22 protein-coding genes and 1 tRNA gene are annotated in these 18,540 nt (G+C 33.7%); 9 read left to right on the top strand and 14 right to left on the bottom strand.

Annotated elements, in window-relative coordinates:
- Positions 1-54: 54 nt before the first annotated feature.
- The 4 genes from LU301_RS04730 to LU301_RS04715 all read left to right on the top strand — a co-directional run bounded on the left by LU301_RS04730 (position 55) and on the right by LU301_RS04715 (position 4,029).
- On the top strand, positions 55-972 hold the full coding sequence (locus LU301_RS04730; protein WP_305273192.1) for an AAA family ATPase: 918 nt from the start codon (positions 55-57) through the stop codon (positions 970-972).
- An 11-nt stretch (positions 973-983) separates the two neighbouring features.
- The gene (locus LU301_RS04725; RefSeq protein WP_305273190.1) at positions 984-1,904 is read left to right on the top strand and encodes a DUF58 domain-containing protein; all 921 of its coding nucleotides are present in this window, start codon (positions 984-986) and stop codon (positions 1,902-1,904) included.
- A gap of 45 nt (positions 1,905-1,949) precedes the next feature.
- Positions 1,950-3,917, top strand: a complete 1,968-nt coding sequence (locus LU301_RS04720) for a transglutaminase TgpA family protein (RefSeq protein WP_370692241.1) — start codon at positions 1,950-1,952, stop codon at positions 3,915-3,917.
- A gap of 35 nt (positions 3,918-3,952) precedes the next feature.
- Positions 3,953-4,029: transfer RNA gene (locus LU301_RS04715), tRNA-Val, on the top strand.
- Positions 4,030-4,254: 225 nt separating this feature from the next.
- Here the strand turns inward: LU301_RS04715 and LU301_RS04710 are convergent.
- Positions 4,255-4,617 carry a hypothetical protein gene (locus LU301_RS04710; protein ID WP_305273184.1) on the bottom strand — a complete coding sequence of 121 codons (363 nt, stop codon included), beginning with the start codon at positions 4,615-4,617 and terminating at the stop codon, positions 4,255-4,257.
- Positions 4,607-4,900, bottom strand: coding sequence for a hypothetical protein (locus tag LU301_RS04705; protein WP_305273181.1), 294 nt, complete (start codon positions 4,898-4,900; stop codon positions 4,607-4,609). The genes LU301_RS04710 and LU301_RS04705 overlap by 11 nt, the downstream gene beginning before the upstream one ends.
- A 550-nt stretch (positions 4,901-5,450) precedes the next feature.
- Here LU301_RS04705 and uvrB point away from each other — a divergent pair.
- A complete protein-coding gene (gene uvrB, locus LU301_RS04700; RefSeq protein ID WP_305273175.1) occupies positions 5,451-7,514 on the top strand; it encodes an excinuclease ABC subunit UvrB in 2,064 nt (687 codons plus the stop codon).
- 60 nt (positions 7,515-7,574) lie between these two features.
- Here uvrB and LU301_RS04695 read toward each other — a convergent pair whose 3' ends face one another.
- The 5 genes from LU301_RS04695 to hemE form a co-directional block, all read right to left on the bottom strand.
- A complete protein-coding gene (locus LU301_RS04695) occupies positions 7,575-7,778 on the bottom strand; it encodes a YgaP family membrane protein (RefSeq protein ID WP_305273171.1) in 204 nt (67 codons plus the stop codon).
- A gap of 113 nt (positions 7,779-7,891) precedes the next feature.
- Entirely contained in the window at positions 7,892-8,683 is a 792-nt protein-coding gene (locus tag LU301_RS04690) for a DUF817 family protein (protein ID WP_305273167.1), read from the bottom strand.
- Between the two features lie 17 nt (positions 8,684-8,700).
- Positions 8,701-9,078: a type II toxin-antitoxin system VapC family toxin gene (locus LU301_RS04685; protein WP_305273165.1), complete on the bottom strand. Its 378-nt coding sequence runs from the start codon at positions 9,076-9,078 to the stop codon at positions 8,701-8,703.
- On the bottom strand, positions 9,068-9,340 hold the full coding sequence (locus LU301_RS04680) for a hypothetical protein (RefSeq protein WP_305273164.1): 273 nt from the start codon (positions 9,338-9,340) through the stop codon (positions 9,068-9,070). Before LU301_RS04680 ends, LU301_RS04685 begins: the two co-directional genes overlap by 11 nt.
- Positions 9,341-9,563: 223 nt before the next feature.
- Entirely contained in the window at positions 9,564-10,637 is a 1,074-nt protein-coding gene (hemE, locus tag LU301_RS04675) for a uroporphyrinogen decarboxylase (RefSeq protein ID WP_305273161.1), read from the bottom strand.
- 427 nt (positions 10,638-11,064) lie between these two features.
- Here hemE and LU301_RS04670 point away from each other — a divergent pair, with 427 nt between their 5' ends.
- Positions 11,065-11,451: an MliC family protein gene (locus tag LU301_RS04670; protein WP_305273158.1), complete on the top strand. Its 387-nt coding sequence runs from the start codon at positions 11,065-11,067 to the stop codon at positions 11,449-11,451.
- Positions 11,452-11,519: 68 nt separating this feature from the next.
- Here the strand turns inward: LU301_RS04670 and LU301_RS04665 are convergent, their stop codons facing one another.
- A complete protein-coding gene (locus LU301_RS04665; RefSeq protein WP_305273964.1) occupies positions 11,520-12,146 on the bottom strand; it encodes a MiaE family protein in 627 nt (208 codons plus the stop codon).
- Between the two features lie 138 nt (positions 12,147-12,284).
- The gene (gene pdxJ, locus LU301_RS04660; RefSeq protein WP_305273962.1) at positions 12,285-13,004 is read right to left on the bottom strand and encodes a pyridoxine 5'-phosphate synthase; all 720 of its coding nucleotides are present in this window, start codon (positions 13,002-13,004) and stop codon (positions 12,285-12,287) included.
- 153 nt (positions 13,005-13,157) lie between these two features.
- Here pdxJ and LU301_RS04655 point away from each other — a divergent pair, with 153 nt between their 5' ends.
- Entirely contained in the window at positions 13,158-13,397 is a 240-nt protein-coding gene (locus LU301_RS04655) for a type 2 periplasmic-binding domain-containing protein (protein ID WP_305273156.1), read from the top strand.
- 16 nt (positions 13,398-13,413) lie between these two features.
- On the opposite strand, the gene recO is transcribed toward LU301_RS04655, so the two are convergent.
- Both recO and LU301_RS12060 read right to left on the bottom strand, forming a co-directional pair.
- A complete protein-coding gene (gene recO / locus LU301_RS04650) occupies positions 13,414-14,100 on the bottom strand; it encodes a DNA repair protein RecO (RefSeq protein ID WP_305273153.1) in 687 nt (228 codons plus the stop codon).
- Between the two features lie 14 nt (positions 14,101-14,114).
- Positions 14,115-14,420 carry an NF038104 family lipoprotein gene (locus LU301_RS12060; protein WP_370692226.1) on the bottom strand — a complete coding sequence of 102 codons (306 nt, stop codon included), beginning with the start codon at positions 14,418-14,420 and terminating at the stop codon, positions 14,115-14,117.
- A gap of 90 nt (positions 14,421-14,510) precedes the next feature.
- On the opposite strand from LU301_RS12060, the gene LU301_RS04640 reads away from it, so the two are divergent.
- Complete coding sequence (locus tag LU301_RS04640) at positions 14,511-15,509, top strand: MBL fold metallo-hydrolase (RefSeq protein WP_305273150.1); 999 nt, start codon at positions 14,511-14,513, stop codon at positions 15,507-15,509.
- 81 nt (positions 15,510-15,590) lie between these two features.
- Positions 15,591-16,673, top strand: coding sequence for an endonuclease/exonuclease/phosphatase family protein (locus LU301_RS04635; RefSeq protein ID WP_305273147.1), 1,083 nt, complete (start codon positions 15,591-15,593; stop codon positions 16,671-16,673).
- 81 nt (positions 16,674-16,754) lie between these two features.
- Here LU301_RS04635 and hpaI read toward each other — a convergent pair whose 3' ends face one another.
- The 3 genes from hpaI to folB all read right to left on the bottom strand — a co-directional run bounded on the left by hpaI (position 16,755) and on the right by folB (position 18,539).
- Positions 16,755-17,555, bottom strand: coding sequence for a 4-hydroxy-2-oxoheptanedioate aldolase (gene hpaI / locus LU301_RS04630; RefSeq protein WP_305273144.1), 801 nt, complete (start codon positions 17,553-17,555; stop codon positions 16,755-16,757).
- Positions 17,556-17,767: 212 nt separating this feature from the next.
- A complete protein-coding gene (locus LU301_RS04625; protein ID WP_305273142.1) occupies positions 17,768-18,187 on the bottom strand; it encodes a 2-amino-4-hydroxy-6-hydroxymethyldihydropteridine diphosphokinase in 420 nt (139 codons plus the stop codon).
- Positions 18,159-18,539: a dihydroneopterin aldolase gene (gene folB, locus LU301_RS04620; protein ID WP_305273139.1), complete on the bottom strand. Its 381-nt coding sequence runs from the start codon at positions 18,537-18,539 to the stop codon at positions 18,159-18,161. The genes LU301_RS04625 and folB overlap by 29 nt, the downstream gene beginning before the upstream one ends.
- Between the last annotated feature and the right edge of the window lies 1 nt (position 18,540).

Here is an 18,540-nt window from a genome sequence, read left to right as displayed (position 1 = left end):
AAATACTTATTTTTTGTTATCATATACACCTAATGTCTATGAAATGAGTAAAATATGCAAAACCTTGAACAAAATATCCAACAATTTTCAGCTAAAATTGATGAATTTTTAACACAAATTAATCAAATTGTTTTAGATAAACATCAACAAACTAAGCTTTCCCTTTGTTGTTTATTGGCAGGTGGTCATGTTTTATTTGAAGATTTACCCGGTTTAGGTAAAACTACATTATCACACGCATTATCAATTTTAGCAGGCTTACAATTTCAGCGTATTCAATTTACCAATGATATGTTAGCAAGTGATATTATTGGTTTTAATTTATTTAATCAAAAAGAACAAAAATTTGAATTTAAACAAGGACCTATCTTCAGTCAAATTTTATTAGCAGATGAAATTAACCGCTCAAGCCCAAAAACACAAAGTGCATTATTAGAAGCAATGGAAGAAGGTTTTGTTACTGTTGATGCGGTACGCTATGCCTTACCACAACCATTTTGGGTTATCGCAACACAAAATCCATTATTCCAAAGCGGCACTTTTGCCCTACCTGAATCACAATTAGACCGTTTTTTGATGTGTCTATCTCTAGGTTATCCATCGCCAGTTGCAGAGAAAAACTTATTAAAACAACAAAGTCGCCGTGAAATTTTCCAACATTTGCAACCTGTATTTAATGTTGATGATATTTTACAATTACAAAAAATGGTAAATGAAATTCATTGTAGTGATGCTATTTTAGATTATTTAGTACGTCTTGCAGGCGAAACACGTAAACATCATCATGGTTTATCAACACGTGGTTTAATTGCATTGAAAAAAGCATCGCAAAGCCATGCCTTAATTGAAAAACGTACTTTTGTATTACCAGAAGATATTCAAAATGTATTCGCAGCAGTAGCAGGACATCGTATGGGCTTATCTCAAGCAGAAAGCCAAGAAATTTTAAAACAGGTTAAAGTTGAAATTTAAGGCGAATTCAGATGATTCAAGGTCTGTTTCATAATCAATATCAGCATTGGATTAAAAAACGTTTTCAGGTTAGCGAACGTACAACTTTAACCCATCAAACCGTATTAATTTTTTTATATCGTTACGGCATTTTATATTCTATTCTGATTATTTTAACCTTTATTGCAGGTATCAACTATGCCAATAACCTAATTTTAGGTTTTTGCTTTTTGATTAGTGCTGTTTTAGCAATTAGTTTTTACTTAACATTCAAACAATTACATGGTTTGAGTATAGAAATTATTTACCCTGATGTTGGACGTGTTGGACAAGATTACCAAGTACAATTTATTTTTAAACAAGCACAAGCTCAACATCGTTATTTAATGCTAGAAACTGAAACTGACTTAAAATATGTACTCTTGACTGAAACACAACAACATATTGATTTACATTTTTTTCCAGAACAACGTGGGCGTTTTGAATTACCCAAAATCAAAATTTACTCAACATATCCATTAGGATTAGTACAAACATGGTCTTATTTATTTTTACAACATGAATGCTGGATTGCACCTTATGCAGAGCAAAGCACACGAGAAAATAAGATTCAAAAGGCTGACTTTACCCCAGATGTCGATGAATTTAGAGAGCTACGCCCATTTAAACAAGGCGATAGCTATCAATCAGTATCGTGGAAACAACTTGCTTTAGGACAAGGTTTATTTGTTAAAATATTTGAACAAATGAATGAACAACAAGAAATTCATATTAAGTATGATGATATGCCGAGTGCTTTACATGAAGAGAAATTAAGCTTAATGATGTATCTCGTAGATTACTGTCATCAACACCATCTCGCATATTCAATGCAACTGCCACAACAATCTTTGGCTTATGAACAAGGATATGTACAATGGGTTAATGCTCAAAAATTGCTGGCTCAAGCTTAAGGAATATACACAATGACTATGCAAAAACAAAGTATTATTTATGGTGTGGATCGTTCTATTCAGTTATGTTTATTAATGGTATTATCCTGTATTACCATTGCTCAAATTAGTTATTTACCCTATAGCTTAAGTGCTTTATTTATTTCCATTTTCTCATTTTTAACATGGCAATATTACCGTAAAAAATTTACCTATTATCGTTATTTACAATTAGGCGTATTTGTTATTGGATTGGCACTTATTTTATTCCAATTCAAAACCATTGTAGGTGTAGAAGCTGGTGTTTCTTTTTTAACCCTGTGCCTATTGGCTAAAAGTTTTGAATTAAAACAAAAACGTGATTTATTGATTATCTTCAATTTTGCTTTATTTGTTAGTGCAAGTTTATTTTTACATAGTCAATCATTCTTAATGACACTCGCTGTTTTATGGTGTGTCATTGCCTGCTTGACAGGTTTATACCGTTTACAAACTTATGAATTTTTAAAACAAGCCAACAAGCAACCTGCTATTAAACAAGATATTAAACAAATTATTAAATTTATTGGCTTTGCTATCCCATTTTTTATCATACTATTTATCTTTTTTCCACGTTTCCCTCCATTTTGGGCGATTCCTATTCCTGAGAATAAAGCAAAAACAGGTTTAAGCGACAGTATGTCTCCTGGTGATATTGCAGAATTATCACAATCATCGGCTTTAGCCTTTCGTATTATTGGCGATATGCAACAATTACCACCACGTTCACAACTCTATTGGCGTGCAATGGTGCTAGACATGTATGATGGCACTACATGGACACGTCAGCCTATACAACGCCCTGTTGATATACGCAAATTTGCTAATCGAGATGTGATGTATTATCAATATTTAACGGCTGACCCAAATCAACAATGGCTTGTATCTTTAGAAAAATCTGTACCTGCTACACGTGGTTATCGTTTGTACAATGATGGTAGTATTGTACCATTTCGTCCAGCTCAAATTACTCAACCGATTGATTTTGCTTGGCTCAAAAATAATAAAGCAAGTGATTTTGATGACCAACCTATTGGAGATACCAACCAAAAATTTATCATTCCATTAGATTTAAAATCACAAGCATTAGCACAGCAATTATGGCAACAAAGCGGACAACAGCCTGAACAATATGTGCAAAATGTGTTAAATTGGTATAAAAAAGAGCAATTTACTTATACACTTAAACCGCCTTTATTGGGTGAACATCGTGTTGATGACTTTTTATTCCAATCCAAACAAGGCTTTTGTGAACATTATGCTTCAAGTTTTAGTATGATGATGCGTTATGTGGGTATTCCTGCACGTGTTGTCATCGGTTATCAAGGTGGACAACTCGCACCAGATGGCAAAAGTTGGGAAGTTCGTCAGCTTGATGCCCATGCTTGGACAGAAGTTTGGCTCAATCAACAATGGGTACGTATTGACCCAACTGCTGTAATTGCACCTAATCGTATCGATGACGGTATGCAAGACTTTTTAGAATCAGCTCCTGATACTTTAGGCACAGGTACGTTTGGTTATCATCAGTTTAATATGTTACGTCAATTACAAGTTTGGAGTGATTATGCAAGCTATCAATGGCAAAGTAAAGTTGTTGGTTATGATGTGGATTCTCAAAAGAGTTTCTTAGGAAAATTAGGTTTAACATCTACACAACACTTTATTTGGATATTGATTGCAGGGATTTTTGTGTTAAGCATGGTATATTGGTATTGGCTCTATTGGCAAAAACAACGTCAATACAGTATTTATCAGTTACAAATTATGCGTTTAAATCGCCAATTACCTTCAGCTTTACAACAACAAACAGGGGAAAGTTTTGCAATGTGGATAAAACGTATTCAAACTGAGCCTCACGAATGTTTTATCCAAGTTGTTGAGCTTTATCAGCGTGTACATTATGCAGAACAAAAAAATGCTAATGATGAAAAACGATTTGTAAAATTGATGAAAGAGTGTGCAAGCATATTAAAATCACAAAAAAATACTTGAGTTTATGTGATAAAGTGCTAGAATATTGCACATACAGGCGTATAGCTCAGTTGGTTAGAGCGCTACGTTGACATCGTAGAGGTCTCCAGTTCAAATCTGGATATGCCTACCAAATAAATCAAAGACTTATAAGCTATTTTAAAGTTTATAGGTCTTTTTTATTTGTATTATTTGAGTATATTTAACAATAAAAATGCACCAGAGTATTTTTTAGTCTGGTGCAGATTTCATTAAATTGTTAGGTAAATTAGTGGGTTATATAACTCTATAGGCTGTACAAACTTATCAGTCATTTTTCCATCTGTTCACGGCTTAATCTATAATTATACATACTATCTTACTGTAGTGTTTGTTCATTAGGCAAATTAAAAGGTGGGTGTGGCAATAATGCAATAAGCACAATTTCATCATCAAATCTTTGATAATGCAGAATATATTCACTTGTCATATCGCCATCACTACCTACATAACAAGGAATACCTATATGATAATGCCATAGACAATATTTTTGGGCATAGGCAAAGTTAGCTCTTTCTCGTTTTGTATGTGGATTGACTAGAGCAGATGATTTATTACGCCCCTTTAAGCCATTTAAACCATACTTTTCAACATGGTTCACAAAATCAGCGATAATGTCTTGACTTTGTATATCCATCTTATCTAGCTGTCGTAAAAACTGTGGTGATAAATCAACTCGCATTATTAGCTTTTACCCATTCTCTAAATGCTTCTTTGTCTTGTGCCACCCCTTCAGGTATGCGAATGGTATGTTTAGCACGCCCATGTTCATCAGTTTCGCCAATTGCTTGTTTGATATACTCAATATCAAAATGACGATAGAAATGCTCATAATAGTCATCGTCTGTTGTATCGTTAAGTTTAGGCGTGGCAATCACTTCGCCATCAACTAATCTTAATTCTACTACGCCATTTTCTTGAATATACTGTTGGATAATTGGTGGTAAAGTCGCTAATTCAATCATTTTATCCCCCATAATAAAAAAGCAGTTGTACCATTATAGCACAACCACTCTATTTTTTGCTAACTCATTTGCCGTGCATAGCTCTTGTCTTGCGTTCGGGCAAATTTACTATTTCCTCACTCAGAGTATAGATTAAATATTTAAGAAAAGTATTGAATGTTAGTTGCATTTAAACTTTACTATTTTGATTTTTAAGTAATTACACTATATACCAATAAATCATATATACGATTGATAAAATCAAGCATAAGACATTAAATCTTTTATATTTTTTCATCATAAATAATGAAATAACATTCAACATTGTTAAGATAAACAATAAAAATAAGGCAACGACTTGTGAATTTTCATTAACTCTATATCCATCTGCTAATAATCCTGTATCATATTTATTCAAAAATAAGAAAACGAATAAAATTAATCACATAACAGAAAAAATATTTCATCAGCAAACTCTAAGCTAAAAAAATCCTATCCACAATGTGTTATGCTACCATTCCACATCATTTCTGATTATAATAACAAAACTTAGATTGATGAAGCAAATACCATGTCTGAAGCGATTCCATTTCAACTTGTTACCGAGTATCAACCTGCAGGCGATCAGCCACAAGCCATTGAAAAATTGGTACAAGGTATTCAAAATAACTATAAAAATCAATTATTACTAGGCGTTACAGGTTCTGGTAAAACCTACACAATGGCAAATGTAATTGCCCAATTACAACGTCCAACCATTATCATGGCACACAATAAAACGCTTGCAGCACAATTGTATGGCGAGTTTAAACAATTTTTTCCGCATAATGCTGTTGAATATTTCGTCAGCTACTATGATTATTATCAACCTGAAGCCTATGTGCCATCATCAGATACCTTTATTGAAAAAGATGCCGCTATTAACGACCATATCGACCAAATGCGACTTTCCGCTACACGTTCGTTATTAGAACGGAGAGATGCGATTATTATTGCATCAGTCTCTGCGATTTATGGTTTAGGCGACCCAAATGCCTATATGCAAATGTTGCTCCATCTCGTGCAAGGCGACCGTATTCATCGAGATGGTATCATTAAACGCTTGGTGGAATTGCAATATCAACGCAATGATGTTGAGTTTAGTCGTGGCTGTTATCGTTTGCGTGGTGAAATTATTGATATTTTCCCTGCTGAATCAGACAATGAAGCTCTACGTGTTGAATTATTTGATGATGAAATTGATAGTATTCGTTGGTTTGACCCATTAACAGGAAAGATGTTACGCAAAGTACCCCGAGCAACCATTTATCCAAAAAGCCACTATGTTACACCAAAAGACCATTTGCAACGTGCGATTGACAATATCAAAATCGAACTCAAAGAACGCTTAGAATTTTTCCGAGCCAATGATAAATTACTCGAAGCACAACGCATCGAACAACGCACACAATATGATATTGAAATGATGCAACAGCTCGGTTATTGTAATGGCATTGAAAATTATTCACGGCATTTATCAGGACGAAATGTCGGCGAAGCACCGCCCACATTATTTGATTATTTACCACCAGATGCCCTATTATTGATTGATGAAAGCCACGTTACTGTACCGCAAATTGGTGCAATGTATAAAGGCGACCGTAGCCGTAAAGAAAATTTGGTCAATTATGGTTTTCGCTTACCAAGTGCCTTAGATAATCGCCCAATGAAATTTGAAGAATGGGAGCGTATCATTCCAACAACCATTTTTGTGAGTGCAACCCCTGCCCAATATGAATTGGAATTAAGTGAGCAAATTGTAGAACAAGTCGTTCGTCCTACAGGATTGATAGACCCAGAAATTGAAATTCGTCCAGTTTTGACCCAAGTTGATGATATTTTATCTGAAATTCACTTGCGTAAACAGCAAAATGAACGTGTACTAATTACAACACTGACCAAAAGAATGGCTGAAGATTTAACCAGTTATCTGAAAGAATACCATATTAAAGTGGCGTATTTACACTCCGATATCGATACGGTTGAACGTGTAAAAATCATTCATGAATTACGCACAGGTGTACATGATGTTTTAGTCGGTATCAATTTATTGCGTGAAGGTTTAGATATGCCTGAAGTGTCACTTGTGGCAATTTTTGATGCAGATAAAGAAGGTTTTTTACGTTCAGAACGTTCATTGATTCAAACCATTGGACGAGCAGCACGCCATGTGAAAGGTAAAGCGATTTTATATGCCGATACTATTACCAATTCTATGCAAAAAGCGATTGATGAAACCGAAAGACGGCGTAAAAAACAAATTGAATTTAATGAGTTGCATGGTATTACGCCACGCAGTGCGATGCGTCAAGCTATTCAAGAATTAGATACAGGTGAAGATTTAGCCGAAAAAGAACATTTACAACAAGCTCAAACTGCCTATCTTGATGAATTATCGAGTAAAAAAGTGAAAAGTACGCCTGAACTTTCCGCAGATGAACAACATTTACTCTCTAATCCAAAACTATTAGCCAAACATATTAATAAGTTAGAGAAAGAAATGTTTAAAGCATCTAAAAATTTAGAGTTTGAAAAAGCAGGACGTTTGCGTGATGAAATGTTGGCGTTAAAAGAAAAATTGTTGATGAGCGGATAAATAATAGCCTTAATTATCAAAATGGATAGAAATTAATCTATCCATTTTTTGTCATAGACATTATTCAGAGTCTTTTAATTTTACCTTACAAGTGTTAATACCTAGCAAATGATAGAGCGGGCAAAAATTAATGACACCTGTTACCAATGGAATTAAACCAATTAATCCCCACCAACCAATGACTTGAGTAAATACCAAAGCGAGTATCACTAATCCTAAGATAATACGAACAATTTTATCAATTTGACCAAGATTTCGTTTCATCATATCACCTATACAATTGATTTCATTGCTTTATCATAATCGTTTACATCAGTAAATTTAACTATAAAATTTCTCAACATAGCCATAAAAAATCTTAATCATATCATCAATATTTATTTCAACCGCCACACACCATTTTGCTGATGCCCCAACACTTTTAACACAAACACCAAACTTAACAATAATAATAAATACCACGACCCCATTTTTTGCCAGCTTACCATTTTCCACGCTTCAATTTGACTTGGATACAACCAAATTTTATAAAATGTACTCATATTTTCCGCAATCCAAATCATAAATGCTAAAAACCAAAGTAATAATAACATCGGTACTTTAAACTGATAATGTTTTAAACGGAATAAAGCCATTGTTCGCCAAAATAAAAGCGTTGAAACTACAAATAAAATATAACGTATATCCCCAAAAAAATATTTTGTCATAAAGTTTAAATAAGAAACTACTGCTAATATCAACATAATAGCAAAACTTGGTAAACGCTCAAATTCCACTTGATATACTCTTAAACTACGAGCAAAAAAACTACCTACTGCAGAATACATAAATCCTGCAAATAAAGGTACAGTTTCAATTTTAAAAATCGATGGTTGCGGATAATGCCAAGATGCGATTGCTGGGTGCGTTAAAAATAACTCCATAATTAAACCCAGTAAATGAAATAAGGCAATGACTTTTGCCTCCGCCCATGTTTCCAACTTAAAATACAGTAATAATCCTTGAATAATCAACGCATAAAATAATAAATAATCATACCGATAAAATCCATAATATAATTCACTTCCCATCGGAGCTGTAATTGCAAATGCTAATAATAATAAAATTCCAAATAATGCGGTTGAAATGCCTTTTAATAAAAACTCTCCACAAGCAAGTAAAATTTTCATTTTTATACTCAATGATATTAACAAATACTTAATCGCTTAATATAATTCTTTAATTTTTTATCAAATGATGCAACTGCTGTACCATGAATCATATATTCAGCTATCAACAAACAATCAATAAAATCTAAAGATGTTTCTTTAAATATTGTCAATGTTTTTAAAATGACTTTTTTGTTTTCACTACCTATAATATCATCTTCAAATAACCCATATAACTCATCAGCAATGTGTGTTCGTTCAATATGATACACATTTTTCATCACATGAATTGCTTCATAGACTACAGCATTTAGGCAAATCGTCTTATTTTCAGAAATAATACAACTTGCCTGCTCCGCAAGTTCTAAATTATCTTTTAGAATATAGCGTAATAAAATATTTGTATCAATGAACACCATATTTTTCCTTAATTGCCATTTCAACGGCTTTTTCTTCAAGCGGAATTAAATCAGGATTTGCATACTGGGCTAATCCCCCTGCACGAGCTCGTTTCTTTGCACGCAACGTTTCATCATTCTGCTCTTGATAATATTGTGTAAATTGATGCAAAAACTCTTGAAAAACCTGTTCAGGCTCAACATTTTTCTGTTCACAAACAGCCAAAAAACGTTGTGTATCTTGCTCTGACATTTGAAATGTAAAGTTTTTTATTGTCATGATTGGCTCCTTATCCATAAATTGATATTGGCAGTTTAACAAACAAATTTTTATTTTTCAATTTGTCAGTTATACCACCATCAAGACTATTTAACACTCCATTCTCAACTTATCATCATAATATATTGATATTATTTACATCATCTCATTTTGTACGGGCGGAAAATTTTCCGTCCCTACGTAATAAAATCAATAATTTACTGTAAATTAAGAATAAAGTTATTTAACCCAAATATTTTAAACTATATTCATGCACAGTATCGACTAAAATTTTTGGCTGACTTGGCTCAACCCATTGCGTAATACCATGCCCTAAATTTGCTACATAGCCTGTTTTTTCACCATTTTGATAGGCATCATCAATCATCAATTTGACGGATTGTTCAATCATTTCTTTTGAACCATACAACACCGCAGGGTCTAAATTGCCTTGTAATGACGCTCGCCCATTCACGATATTACGTGCTGTATAAAGTGGCGTTGTCCAGTCCAAACCAAAAGCATCTGCACCTGTAGTCAGCATATTTTCTAACCACTGCCCACCACCTTTACTAAATACAATCACAGGCACACGGCGACCATCTTTTTCACGCTGTAAACCTGCCACTATTTTTTGCATATAAGCCAATGAAAATGCTTGATATTCTCGATGAGCCAACGCTCCGCCCCAACTATCAAAAATTTGCACCGCTTGAGCCCCTGCATCAATTTGGGCATTGAGATAATCAGTCACAGCATCCGCTAAATGAGTCAATAGTGCGTGTAAAACCTCTGGTTCACGATACATCATTTGCTTACTGTAGCGAAATTCTTTACTTGAACCACCTTCAATCATATATGTTGCCAATGTCCACGGACTGCCCGAAAAACCAATCAATGGCACTTGTCCACCCAATGCTGAACGAATCGCTTTTACCGCATTCATCACATAATCAAGGTCTTGATTCGGCTGAATTTTTGGTAAATTGGCAACATCTTGCTCACTACGCACCGTTTTTTGAAAACGAGGACCTTCTCCTGTCTCAAAATACAGCCCCAAGCCCATCGCATCAGGCACAGTTAAAATATCAGAAAATAAAATCGCTGCATCTAAATCATAACGGCGTAATGGCTGTAAGGTAACTTCACAGGCAAATTCTGTATTTTTACATAAGGATAAAAAATCGACTGCTGTCGCACGAGTCTCACGATATTCTGGCAAGTAACGCCCTGCTTGTCGCATCATCCATACAGGTGTGGTATCCACAGGCTCACGCAATAAAGCACGCAAAAAACGGTCATTTTTTAAAGTTGTCATAACAATATCCTCTCAATTTATCATAGTTTAACATAAAATCATCATCTACAGTTTTAATAATGCTTAAACGATGAAGTATTTTTATTGATTAAATTTATTATCAATATTTGTTAATATCAAAAAATATTGAAGTGTAAGATATTGATATTCCATATTTTTATTTAATGAATATTGATACTCCATTTCAACATAAATCATAATATATTGATATTATTTAAAATATTTCATTTTATACGGACGATTTACAAATTCTTCATTGCGAAAAATCAATCATTGACTATAAGTTGAGAACAATGTTATTCATATATTCTACTTAATTATTGATAATCAATATATTTTAGTTACAATATCATACAAAATATTGACTTGTATCCATCGATATTTTTGCATAAAATCAAATATTATCAATCTTGATAGGGGTTCTATAATGAAATCACTTTTAATTGCGGGTACAATTGCAAGTCTTGCTTTGGTTGGTTGTACAACATCAAAGTCTGTAACTCAACCTAATAATCAAGCAACTCAGCACACTACACAAAAACCAGTAACATCAAGTGTTACACAAAAATTTGAATGCCAAAATGGCTTAACTGTACATGTTACAAATTTAAATGATGACAAAATTCAGTTAAATACTCAAACTTATAGTGCAACATTAACCCAAGTACCATCAGCTTCAGGTGAACGTTATACAGCAACACAAGGGTTATATGGTTATGGTGGTGAATGGCATCAAAAAGGTAATCAAGCACATTTCTCATATAAAGGTGTGCATGGTGCAAATGGCGAAACAACCTGTAATGCTGTAAACTAATTAATTTTCATTTATACAGCTAATATTTGTAAAAACCATCTAATTCAATGATTTAGATGGTTTTTCATTTATACAGGTACACCACTATGAAAACGGAATAATTTATCTGGACTTAAAATCAGATTTTTTTCCACTTCTCTAAAATGGGCAATACGACTTTGAATAGTTTCTTCTGGGTCTTTTAGTTGATTTGAACGAGCGACATCAGTTGCTAAAGAGATATAATCTTCATAATGACGTGCTTCAGATTTGAGTAAATAACGATAATAACGCCCTAATTCTTCATCAACAATATGAGACAATGCCGCAAAACGCTCACACGAACGAGCCTCCACGAATGCTCCAATAATTAATACATCAATTAATGCTTCAGGTTCATAAGTACGAATTTCTTTGCGTAATTCACCTGCATATCGCCCTGCACTGAGCGGTTTTAGCTCAATATTACGTTTTTCCATTAAAGCTAAAACTTGTTCATAATGCAACATTTCTTCACGCACAAGCTGAGCCAATTTTGCTTGTAAATCGGTAAAAAAGCTATAACGGAAAATCAAATTCATGCCTGTACCCGCCGCTTTTTTTTCACAATTGGCGTGGTCTAAAATTAACATATTCAAATTTTCTGGGCTTTCATTCACTTTATCTAACCAAGCCTGTGGTGTACGACAACCTAAAAATTCATAAATCGGTAACATTAACGCATCTAATTTACCTAAACTTACCGCATTGGCTTCGGTCGCATCGGCAAAATTAGCGGGTAATTCTTCGGTCGCTAAAAGTTGTTCTGTTGTCATTTGTTGTTCATTCATCTTGTATCTTCACTATGTTCATAATTACACTTCATCAATTTTAGCTTTCATTCGTTTTACTGCATTTTCTAGTCCGACAAAAACCGCATCAGCAATAATTGAATGTCCTATATTTAATTCGTGAATTTGATCAATACGGGCAATTGCCTGTACATTGTCTAAATGTAACCCATGCCCAGCATTAACAATCAGACCTTTATCATAAGCATATTTTGCACCGTCAATAATACGTTGTAATTCATGCTGTTGCTGTTCACCTGTTGCATTAGCATATGCTCCCGTATGAATTTCAATCACAGGTGCACCGCAAGCAATCGCAGCATCAATTTGGGCGTAATCTGCATCAATAAATAACGACACTTGACAGCTAATTTCAGTTAAAAATTGTGTAGCTTTTTTCACTTGTTCAAAATGACCAACCACATCTAAACCACCTTCGGTCGTTATTTCTTCACGGCGTTCAGGCACTAAACAAACGTGTTGTGGACGTACTTTTTCAGCAATCGCCAACATTTCATCGGTAACCGCCATTTCTAAATTCATACGTGTTTTAAGTAATGGACGCATACGGAATACATCTTCATCAACAATATGCCGTCTGTCTTCACGCAAATGTAAAGTAATGCCTTCAGCTCCTGCTTGTTCACAAATCAATGCTGCTTCTACAGGGTCAGGATAAGTCGTACCACGAGCCTTACGTAAAGTTGCAACATGGTCAATATTTACACCTAAAATCGCCATAATTTTATACTCTATAATGGATTGATGGGATTATAACAAAAATTTTATCCATACGCAGAAAATCTCTTCAACTTTTTATTGATAATGATTAAAATCGATAAATAATCATATTTTATGCTATAATCAACAATATACATTACTATCGGAGCTGTTAAAATGATTTTGGAATTAGCCACATTACCTACCGTTTTTCAACAATATATTCAAGAAAATCCATCACTTGAAATAAAGTTAGTCGATGGAAAAGTCATTGCTACACCGAAATTAGTCGAACGTCCTTTTAACTTTGATATAGAAGAAATGGATAAAGCGATTAATAGTGGAACAACTCCTCCTGTCCCACAATATGCTTTGCAAGATGTAGAAACTTTTGAAAAATGGTTAAAAACAAATTAAAATAAATCTCATTCCATTATTTTTTATGTTGCATCCATAACTGACGACTTTTTAACGGTTTATCGCCCAATAATGCATTTAAAATCTGCCGATAAAGTTTTGTTAAAAATTTAAGCTGGACCGATGAAAATATCTCACATTCCTGTTGCATTAATATAATATCCTGCCCTAAATATTGCCCTTTAGTAGAAAGACTAAAACCTTGATTTAAATGATAATCATAATATAAATTTGCTACTATTTGCTGTTGCTGTGCATCACAACTAAAATCAGGCAAATAACCTAAATCTTGCAATAAGTAATGTTCAAATTGACGTAAAATTTGTAAAGTTTGCTGTACAACATCATCAAAATGAGCTAAATATTGTAAGGCTTGCACCGCTTGTTGATATTGCCTAAAACTTAATAGCATTTCCTGTTCAACGGGTGCAAGTTTTAGCACAATTTCATTTAGATAAAAACCTAAAAAAAATGCATCACCAGTCAAAAAAATTGGCTGATGAAAGTTTTCAACATGACTAAAATTTTTTAATTCATGTTTACCTGTTGCTAAAAGCTGTATAGGTTGATACTGTGGCGGTGGATTTTGCCGTAAAATACCATCAACTCGCCCATGTTCTTCACTAAAAGTATGTACAATATAACTTCGCTCACGATACTTTCGATAATGAATCACATAAGCGTGAAGTAACTCATTACGCATAGGATTACAACAAATTAATCATCTGATGCTTGTTCCAATTTCTTAGTTTCTTTCTTTGCCTTTTTTATCTCTTTTTCTGCTTCTTTTGCACGTTTTTTAGCTTCCTTTTCTTCAGCCAATTCTTTTTTACGTTTTTCTTTATACTCTTTTTCTAACTTTTCATCTTCAGTTTCATACATGGCATCTGCCACCGCAACCGTACCTTTTACCACACCTTTGGTTACACCATAAGCAACTTTTACAGGAGCTGTTACCACACTTACACAGGCTTGTAAGCTAAAAACCAGCCCTAGAACCATTAAAACAGAAGTAATTTTCATTATACAACCTAAAAATAAAATTTGATTACATTATTTTAGCATAAAAGCGTTTACAATAAGTGTCATTATGTATTTACTATGATTTAAATTATGATGCCAAATTCAAATTTACAGCAACATTATCATGCAGAAACTCAGCGTTTTTTTAACACGCCTCCAACACAACCCATACAAGGCAGTTTAATTAAAACTTTTTGGCAAATGATTATTAATAAACAACAATTTATGCCACCTAAAGCATTGCCACAACAACGCCCCAACTGGCAAGATTTTTTAGCCCCTAGTGCCAAAATTAAACTGATTTGGTTCGGGCATTCTAGTTTTATGTTGCGTATTGCTGATAAAACTTTGTTGATTGACCCTGTATTTGCTCAAACTGTTTCACCTTTTGGTTTGATGATGTATCGCTTTCAACCACCTGCGATTACACTTGATGAATTACCTCATATTGATTATATTTTATACACACATAACCATTATGACCATTTAGATAAAGCCGTAGTTAAACATTTTATTCAACATCAAACTTCATTTATTGTCCCTTTAGGTTTAGATAAAATCTTACAACAATGGGGAATTTCATCACAACGTATTCAATGCCTAGATTGGTGGCAAAATATTAATATTTCATCATTTAAAATTACAGCCACACCTGCACGACACAATACTGCTCGTGGGCTATTTGATAAAGATAAAACGCTATGGTGTGGTTATGTCTTTGAAACCCAACATGAAAAAATCTATTATTCAGGCGACAGTTCCTATGGCGATGGACGGCATTTTAAACAAATTGGGCAACATTGGCAGGGTTTTGATTTAGCCTTAATCGAAAATGGACAATATCATAATTATTGGTATGATAATCATCTATTTCCACAGCAAACCATTCAAGCAGTGCAAGATGTTCAAGCACAATGTTTTATGCCTGTGCATTGGGGTGCTTATGCTCTCAGCACTCATATATGGAATGAACCTGTACAACAATCCATCACACTCGCTCAACAATTCAATATTGCTACCCTTACTCCAATGTTGGGACAAGTTGTTGATTTAGATAGCATTACATCACACTGGTGGGAAAATATCTAAATCATACTTTACCTAAAGTTCAATTTTATATATAATAAAATTATTAATTATCAATAGCATAGAAAATAAAGATTTAATTCAATGTTTTTATTATATACTCTCTCTATTTTAACAATTTGGCTAACATTTTGGTCGCTTATCCCCCGTAATGAATGGTGGTTTCGTGGGGCAGATTTTCCACGTTTGCAATTATTAAGTTTGGGTATTATTTGTTTTATTATCTGTTTATTTACAATTAAGCAATGGCATATTTATCATATAAGTTTAATCATCGGTTTAATTTTTGCAATTGCCTATCAAGTCAAAATGGTCATTCCTTATACATTTTTATGGAAAAAACAAGTTAAATCTGTACATCAATCCATGTGGAATACAGATAAACAAATTTCGTTATTGGTCTCCAATGTTTTAACGCCTAACCAAAATTATCATAAATTATTAGCACATATTGAACAATATCAACCTGATATTGTTTTAACTTTAGAAAGTGATTTACATTGGCAACAAGCATTATCTGTCATTGAAGCTGATTACCCATATCAAGTTAAAGTACCATTAGATAATTTATATGGTATGCATTTATATAGCAAATTAGAAATTATTCATCATCAAGTTGATTTTTTACTCAGTGATGAAATTCCATCTATTCATGCTGTTGTAAAATTAGCGTGTGGTAAACCTGTGCATTTATACTGTTTACACCCACAACCGCCAAGCCCAACCGAAGCCAAAGAATCAACTTTAAGAGATGCTGAATTGCTGATTGTTGGTAAACAGATACAAGCTCATAGTGAAACTTGTATTGTGATGGGCGATTTAAATGATGTTGCATGGTCAAAAACCACACAATTATTCCAACGCATGAGCGGTTTACTTGACCCTCGTATTGGTCGCCGTTTTCTCAATACATTTCATGCTGATTTACCCTTTTTACGTTGGTCATTAGACCATATTTTCCATAGTGCCGATTTTGGTTTAGTGAAAATACAACGTTTAAGCCATATCGGTTCAGACCACTTTCCTGTTTATACGGTGCTACAGTTTGATGGTTTATTTGAAATTGTACATGAACAACCTGAACAACATGAAAATGATACAGAAATTGTTGAACAAAAAATAGAACAAGGTATTGAAAAAGCAGAGCAGGAAAATCAGCAAGATTAATCACTGTATTTAATAAGTATAAGGGCGAAAAAAATTCACCCCTAAAAAATCAACGACTTATAATCATTTTTTACTCAACATTTAATAAACTGATGATTGATTTTGTTGATTTACATCATCTTTTAATTTAAATTTTGCTAAGCGTTGTGTCATCGCTTGTAATAATAAACTCGTATCTACACCTACAGCAACAAATTCTGTACCCATTGCTAAATATTGTTTTGCTAAGTTTTCATCAGCCGATAAAATCCCTGCTGCCTTTCCTGAAGCACGAATTTTTTGGATACATTCCACAATTGATTGTTGCACATCTGGGTGAGTTGGATTACCTAAATGCCCCATATCCGCAGATAAATCGGCAGGTCCAATAAATACACCATCAATGCCATCAATTTTTAAAATCTCATCAAGATTTTTCACACCTTCAACTGATTCAATTTGAATCAACAAGCAAATATTTTCATTGGCTTTATGTAAATAGTCTGGGATTGTATTCCAACGTGAAGCACGAGCCATTGGTGCACCTACTCCACGAATACCTTTAGGTGGATAATACACCGCTTTTACCATTAATTCCGCTTGTTCAGCTGTTTCGACCATTGGGATTAATAAAGTTTGAGCCCCTAAATCCAAAAGCTGTTTAATACGATGTACGCTACCCGTTACAGGACGTACAATAGCTTGTGTTTCATAACCTGCGATTGTCTGTAATTGAGAAAGTACATCGCGTACCCCATTTGGTGCGTGTTCGCCATCGATTAATAACCAATCATAACCTGCCACAGCTGCAATTTCTGCACTATAACTATTTGCTAAGCCTACCCATAAGCCTATTTGTTGTTGTGTTTTTAAACGTTGTTTAAAGTGATTCGTTGTACCCACTTTGACCTCTGATTATTTGTACAAAATTTACATTATTGTGAAATACTATACATTTTTCTATCATTTTTCAATAATAATACTATATTATTTTTAATATAATGGTTATATCATCATTAAAATAATAAATATCATCATATTTAAAATGGATATAGTATTCGTTATTTTTTAAACTAATTTTTCATTTATTTTTGCTCGACACATCATGATGATATTTAACCCCAATCCACTCGATTAAATTGAATATTCTCGCTCAATAATTCATCATGTTGCCATAATTCAGATAATGGAATTTTGACATCGAGCGGTAAAGGTAATTTTTTTTGAATAAATCGCATTTCCGCCAAACTTTGCCCCCATGCAATCACATCAACATCTAAAGAAATTTGGTGCGATGGACGTTTACGCTCGGCTTGCTGTTCCCATTGCTTACACAAATCTTGTATTTGTTCCAAATTTAAATCACATTGCACTAAACACGCACTATTCCAATAATCAGCCCCTACCCCATCACGACATGGAATGACATAAGTCGATGAAAATTGTACGCTTCTAAATTGTTGTAATTGCTGATAAATCCATTTAAAATACATGGAGCGATTAAAATTACTCGACAGAGCGATAGCAAAAATCATGACGTTCTCGGACTAAACGTATGCCCACAGCTTGAGCTTGAGCAATAATAGCAGGTTTACGAATATGGATGGTAATTTTTTCAACACTTGCATAATGTTCAAATAAACATTTAATAACTAAAAAACCAGCGTGTTCAATCAATTCAGGCTTTGCTTGTTGAATGGTTACACTCGTGAGCTGGCAAATTTCAGCATAATTTAAAGTATGTTCTAAACGGTCAGATTGACTTGCTTGACTTAAATCACATTCAATATTTAAATCAATCATTAACGGTTGTAAAATTTCTCGTTCCCAAGCAAAACAACCTATGATTGTTTGCACTTCTAAACCTTCAATAATAATACTATCCATT

Source organism: Moraxella sp. ZY210820, from assembly GCF_030674635.1.
Lineage (GTDB): Bacteria > Pseudomonadota > Gammaproteobacteria > Pseudomonadales > Moraxellaceae > Acinetobacter.
The sequence above is the reverse complement of the archived record's forward strand: the minus strand, read 5'-3'. Positions and strand labels throughout refer to the sequence as shown.